General features: G+C 54.8%; 5 protein-coding genes and 1 pseudogene. 4 read left to right on the plus strand and 2 right to left on the minus strand.

All coding sequences use genetic code 11. The features are described from left to right. Window positions 1-1,043, minus strand: a 1,043-nt coding sequence (locus tag B3Z49_RS10710) for an MFS transporter (protein WP_296990704.1), incomplete at its 3' end; no start/stop codon positions are given. A gap of 270 nt (window positions 1,044-1,313) precedes the next feature. Between B3Z49_RS10710 and B3Z49_RS10715 the strand changes: the two genes are divergently transcribed. The 4 genes from B3Z49_RS10715 to B3Z49_RS10730 all read left to right on the plus strand — a co-directional run bounded on the left by B3Z49_RS10715 (window position 1,314) and on the right by B3Z49_RS10730 (window position 5,809). Further along, the gene (locus B3Z49_RS10715) at window positions 1,314-2,309 is read left to right on the plus strand and encodes an L-threonylcarbamoyladenylate synthase (protein ID WP_296990705.1); all 996 of its coding nucleotides are present in this window, start codon (window positions 1,314-1,316) and stop codon (window positions 2,307-2,309) included. 12 nt (window positions 2,310-2,321) lie between these two features. Further along, window positions 2,322-3,755 carry an FAD-binding oxidoreductase gene (locus B3Z49_RS10720; protein ID WP_296990707.1) on the plus strand — a complete coding sequence of 478 codons (1,434 nt, stop codon included), beginning with the start codon at window positions 2,322-2,324 and terminating at the stop codon, window positions 3,753-3,755. A gap of 54 nt (window positions 3,756-3,809) precedes the next feature. Further along, complete coding sequence (locus tag B3Z49_RS10725) at window positions 3,810-4,931, plus strand: hypothetical protein (protein WP_296990709.1); 1,122 nt, start codon at window positions 3,810-3,812, stop codon at window positions 4,929-4,931. A gap of 128 nt (window positions 4,932-5,059) precedes the next feature. Further along, complete coding sequence (locus B3Z49_RS10730; protein ID WP_296990711.1) at window positions 5,060-5,809, plus strand: DUF4336 domain-containing protein; 750 nt, start codon at window positions 5,060-5,062, stop codon at window positions 5,807-5,809. Window positions 5,810-5,823: 14 nt separating this feature from the next. Here B3Z49_RS10730 and B3Z49_RS10735 read toward each other — a convergent pair. Then, window positions 5,824-6,021: pseudogene (locus B3Z49_RS10735) on the minus strand (EamA/RhaT family transporter); the annotation flags it as partial.

The following is a 6,021-nucleotide window of genomic DNA, read 5'->3' on the forward strand; positions in this document are numbered from 1 at the left end:
GCGCCCAGCGTATAGCTTTGCGAGACAATCACCAGCACGCCGACCTGATATCCCTGCCCGCGCCCGCTGGCGGCAATCAGGACAGCCGCGGTGTAAAGCCCGGCGACAGCAACGCCCAACATGAACTGGATGGACGCGGCGATCACGCCATATCCGGCCAATGCCATTGGCACAGCCCCGATCAAAAGCAGCCCGAAACACAGAGAGGCCAGTTTGGTTGGCCCGGCCTTGTCAGAGATATAACCCACCAGCGGCTGACACACGGTTCCACCGAAGACAAATACCGCCGCCATCCACAAACCGGCGTCGGCAAGCCCGGTATCGCGTTGGGCCTGCAGGGGTAAAACCGACAAAAAGCAGATTTCAACGAAGCCTGCGACCAGGGCGATGACCACCAGATCCCAGTTATCGATCCAGCGCCGCAGTGCGGCCCCGGCCCCCTTGCCTGTGGACGCCATTTCGATGGTCGGCAGGAAAAACGCACAGACAAGCGCAATCACGCCTGCCAACACCGCCAGACCTGACATGGCAAAGGCATCATCACCCAACCAGCCGATCAGGATGGGGCCAAGAACGATCCCCAGCCCCATCAGGGTTTCGTGAAAACCGACAACACGACCGACCTTGTCACGCGGTGCCAGTTGCACAATCAGCCCGTCACAGATCACCCAGCGCAGGATCAGGCCGACACCGGCAAACAGTGTTGCCGGCAGAACCCAAACCGATTGCGGCGCATACATCAAAACCGCAATCAAAAGACAGAATGACGCGCTGCTGATCAAAAGCGGGATCACCGGATGGGTTTTGCGCAGGATGGCGGCGACAAAAAATCCGCCAACCAGATCGGCAACCCAGTACAGCGACAGCATCATGCCGCCATGTTGTTCGCCCAGCCCCGCATTGGTCAGCGCCAGCGGCAACAAGGTATCGATCACCCCGATCTGGATCACTTGCGACACAAAGGATGCAAGATTGACCAAACCCAGCGACATCGCCGTTGCAGGCGGGATTGATGTTGATTTTAAAAACAGTCTGGCTGGCATGAAAGGCCCTCCTTGCGATGCATGGCACCGTTCGGGGACCTGACACGGGTGTCTGGCGACAGGTCGAAAATCGGATTTGCAGGCCTTGACACTCACCAAGTGCGAACCGCGTTTTTGTCGCAGTTCTTCCTGTCGGTGGCCACGTTAATTCGAAGCAGCAGAGCTTTCAATCCACATTCGCGCAATTTGCGGTTGTCGATGTTGCAGCTTGTCATTCGGGGTCATCATCGCTAGGTATCTCATAGCGCTATATTTTTCATGGAATGCTTGATGTCCCCGGCTTTGACCATCCGTCCCTATTCCGAAGGTGCCCTTAGTCAGGCGGCAGCGAAGCTGCGCGCCGGTGAGCTGGTGGCCTTTCCGACCGAGACGGTTTATGGGCTTGGGGCGGATGCGACCAATGCCGACGCCGTGGCCGGGATTTATGCCGCCAAGAAACGGCCAAGCTTCAATCCATTGATCAGCCATTTTCCCGACCGCGATGCCGCCGCCAAGCATGCGGTGTTTGATGCGCGGGCCGACAAGCTGGCCACGGCATTTTGGCCGGGTGCCTTGACACTTGTGTTGCCGCGCCAAGCCGATAGTGATGTTTGTGATCTGGTGACAGCCGGTCTTCCCAGCATTGCCGTGCGGGTTCCGGCCCATCCGATGGCGCGGGAATTGTTGCGCGCGGTGGGTCGCCCGGTGGCGGCCCCGTCTGCCAACCGGTCTGGCAAGATCAGCCCGACCACAGCCGCCCATGTTGCGCAGTCGCTGGGTAATGCGATTGGCATGATTTTGGATGGCGGGCCGTGTGGTGTCGGGCTTGAAAGCACGGTGATTGACCTGACCACGGATCGGGTGGTGATGCTGCGCCCCGGCGGGGTGACCGCCGAACAGGTTTCGGAATTGCTGGGTACGGATGTTGTCATGGCGGAAAGCGATGACACCGCGCCAAAAAGCCCCGGCATGATGACCAGCCATTATGCGCCGGGCCTGCCCGTGCGGCTTGACGCCACCAATGCCGATCCGGCGAAATATGGCCATGAGGTCCTGCTCGGCTTTGGCGATTGCAATACCAAGGGGTTTGATGCGGTGCTTTGGTTATCCAAATCAGGCGATGATATCGAGGCCGCCGCCAACCTTTTTGCCAAGCTGCATGAAGCCGATCAGAGCCACTTTGCCGGGATTGCGATTGCACCGATCCCGGATCTTGGATTGGGCATAGCGATCAATGACCGCCTTAAACGCGCGAGCGCCCCGCGCGCGCCGCATGATGCCAAGTAAAGGAACAGCGCCATGTCGTTCCTGCCAGACGCCGCGATTGACCAATTAAAGGACCTGCTGGGCCCCAAAGGTTTCAGCATGGAAAGCGACGTTCTGGCCGCCCACAATGCAGAGGCACGCGGCAAGTTTGAAGGCCATGCCGAGATCATCCTGTTTCCGGCCAGTACCGAGGAAGTCGCCAAGGCGGTTGCCATTTGTGCCGCACATGACATCGCGATTGTGCCACAGGGTGGCAATACCGGGCGGTGCGGCGGTGCGGTTGCCGATAGTAAACAGGTCCTGATCAACCTTAAGCGCATGAACCGCGTGATCGAGATTGACGAGCGTGATTTTACCGCCACCGTTGAAGCCGGTGCGATCCTGCAAACCATTCAGGAAGCCGCCGAGAAGCACGATTTGCTTTTCCCGCTTTCGCTGGGTGCCGAGGGCACATGCCAGATCGGTGGCAACCTTGCGACCAATGCCGGGGGATTGAACGTTATTCGCTATGGCAATGCGCGTGATTTGTGCCTTGGGCTTGAGGTCGTGTTGCCCGATGGCACGGTGTGGAACGGGCTATCGAAGCTTCGCAAGGACAATACCGGTTATGACCTGCGCGATCTGTTTATCGGCGCGGAAGGCACGCTTGGCATTATCACCAAGGCGACGCTGAAGCTTTTTGCCCAGCCAAAACACATCGCCACCGCCTGGATTGCCGTGCCGTCGCCGGAATGTGCGATTGATCTTCTAGCCCTCGCGCGCCGCCATACCGGCGATGCGATTGCCGCCTTCGAGCTGATCAGCAGTTTTGCCCATGATCTGTCGGTGACCTATCTTAAGGGCCTGACGCGCCCGCTTGCGACCAAGACGAACTGGCATGTCTTGATCGAGCTGACATCGTCGCGCCCGAAGGATGATCTGGAAACACTTCTGGTCGATCTGTTGGCGCAGGCGGTGGAGATCGGGCTTGCGACGGATGCGACCCTTGCCCAATCCGAGGCACAGCGCAAAAACCTGTGGGCGATCCGCGAAGGCATCCCCGAGGCACAAGGCTATGAAGGCGGATCGATTAAGCATGATGTATCGGTGCCGGTTTCAAAGGTTGCCGAGCTTTTAAAACGCGGCATGTCGAGTGCGGATGCACTGATACCCGGCATTCGCCCCTGCCCGTTTGGCCATGTGGGTGACGGCAATATCCATTTCAACTTCACCCAGCCCGCGACCATGGACAAGCAAGCCTATCTTGCGCAGTGGGAAAGCCTGAACAGCGTCATCCACGACATTGTTGCCGAGCTCGGTGGATCGATCAGTGCGGAGCACGGCATCGGGCAGCTGAAGCGTGATGAGCTTGCGTTACGTGCTGACCCCGTGAAAATGCGTCTTCTTAAGAAAATAAAGAAAGTGCTTGACGTGGAAAACCTCTTAAACCCGGATAAAGTCGTTTCATTCGAGCATCCAGATCACTAGGATATTTTCAAAAGTAACGTTTGACGTTGTTTATGTTTTACGAGAACTCTGTAGATGAAAAAATTTATCCTTCATATTGGTTCTGGAAAATGCGCGAGCTCAAGCATTCAAGCATATTTTGGACAAAACTTTTCTGTCACTTCTGAAAAAACAAGCTCATCAGGCCCCCAATACAGGTATTTTTGTATTCGTCCCGGCGGTGATTTCCTGTCAGGTGAGGATTTGCTTTTGGCACACCAAAGCAATCTTGCAGGATTTGTTTGCAGCTGCGCGATTCAAGGTTTTTACAATAACGCAGTTCAAACATTTAAGAACATAAGAGATAGTTTGGCTGAAAATGAGGTGGCGGTCTTAAGCTTTGAGGCATGGGCAGAAGAAATACGATCATTTGATCTTTCTCATGTTTTCAAGGAAGCCGAGATCGAAGTTGAGGTTATTTTTGTCATACGTTCTCCGTTTGATTTGCTTAATAGTGCCTGGTGGCAATGGGGCGTATGGACAGGCAAAACGCTTAAAGAGGATACCAAGAACAGGATCGGCATGGTCAAATTTGCCGAACTGGCAGAAAGGTGGGGAAACTTGCCCAATGTATCAAAACTTCACGTTGTTGAGCTGGAGCAAAACCCGTTCAAACGTCTTCAAGAGATACTTGGATTGGATAGCATCAGCGCACCCCATTTGAATGTTACGACGCACCCGGCACTCCTTGAACATCTGATCAAATATCAGAAAGAATTTGGACGCGGGGAGCACAATGGCGTCATAGAGTTTCGCCTGAACAATATGCTAGACCTTCCCAAAAGAAAGGCTCCATTCGTCCTTGATCCTGACCTGCGCAAATACATCCTTGATGAAACAATTGAGTCGAGCACCAAAATCGCAAAGAAAGTGATTGCAGAAGATCCAGCCATGGAAGCTGTATTCTCGGAAAAATATCTTTCGGATCGTCATTATCAGGAACGGCCCGTTTGCAAAGATTTTTCAAACTTTGCAACCAGCGAAGAACGTGAAGCACTTACCACTGCGCTTATCCGAACTGCGCTCGGAAATAATGTGATCAAACTGCCATTCTCTGCTTATCGTTATGCTCGTTTGAATCCCGATGTGCTGGAATCAGGTGCGGACCCCTATAAACACTTCTTGTTGCAAGGCATAAAACAGCGTCGCCCATACTAAACACGTGTCGTGCTTGTAAAAAAGAATGCCAGCAAAGCTTATCGCGCCAGATTAGAACAGGATCCCTCCGATTTTCCGGTTCTACGACCTACCGGATCCGGTAAATACAGGACTTGAGAGACCGCCCCATGTTCTCTGTCGAAACCTATGCCCCGCTTGATCACGCCAAACCGATTGCCGAGAACGTCTGGATCTGTGATGGTCCGGTGATCGGGTTTCAGTATGCCGGGCTTAAGCTGCCCTTCCCGACCCGCATGACAATCATCCGCCTTCAAAGCGGTAAACTGTTTGTCCATTCACCGATCCGGCTCAACGAAACGCTTAAGGCCGAGGTCGATGCGCTGGGCGAAGTTGCCTATCTGATTGCGCCCAACACCATCCACTATGCCGGTGTACCCGATTGGCAAAAGGCCTATCCGGATGCAAAAGCGTTTTGTGCACCCGGTGTCATCAAACGCGCCAAATCGGTCGGGATTGCGGTCGATTTTGATGCGGAGCTTGCCGATACGCCGGAGTCTGAGTGGGCCGGTGAGATCGAACAGGTGCTGGTGCGGGGCAGTTACCTCAATGAGGCGGTGTTTTTCCACACCAAGTCCAAAACCCTGATCCTGACCGACCTGATCGAGAATTTCGAAGCACCTAAAATCAAAAGCCCGATCTGGCGGTTTATGGTCAGGTTGTTTGGCACCATGGACCCGCATGGCAGCACGCCACGTGACATGCGGCTGACCTTTGCAGGGTATAAGGACAGCGTGCGCAAGGCGGTCTTGACCATGATTGGATGGAAGCCCGACTATGTCGTTCTGGCGCATGGGCGGTGTTATGACACCAATGCGGTGGCGGAGCTTAAACGCGCCTTTTCCTGGGTTCTGAAGTAACCGGAAGTCTGATTTTACTGCCGAAGGGCCATGATCCCCGCCCCGACAATCAGGACAATACCGACGAGCGACAAGGCATCAGGGGTTTCGGCAAAGAAGACCACACCCCAGACAAATGAAAACCCGACATAGGCAAAATCAAACGTGCCGATCATGGCGGGCGGGCCGTTTTGATAGGCAATGGCCGCCCCGATGCTGCCAATCAGGATGGA

The organism is Thalassospira sp. UBA1131 (genome assembly GCF_002311515.1).
GTDB lineage: Bacteria > Pseudomonadota > Alphaproteobacteria > Rhodospirillales > Thalassospiraceae > Thalassospira.

Bases quoted from the DNA above. Each gene is read 5' to 3' on its own strand.
- B3Z49_RS10730 (WP_296990711.1), top strand. From the start codon at position 5,060: ATGTTCTCTGTCGAAACCTATGCCCCGCTTGATCACGCCAAACCGATT.
- B3Z49_RS10725 (WP_296990709.1), top strand. From the start codon at position 3,810: ATGAAAAAATTTATCCTTCATATTGGTTCTGGAAAATGCGCGAGCTCA.
- B3Z49_RS10720 (WP_296990707.1), top strand. From the start codon at position 2,322: ATGTCGTTCCTGCCAGACGCCGCGATTGACCAATTAAAGGACCTGCTG.
- B3Z49_RS10715 (WP_296990705.1), top strand. From the start codon at position 1,314: ATGTCCCCGGCTTTGACCATCCGTCCCTATTCCGAAGGTGCCCTTAGT.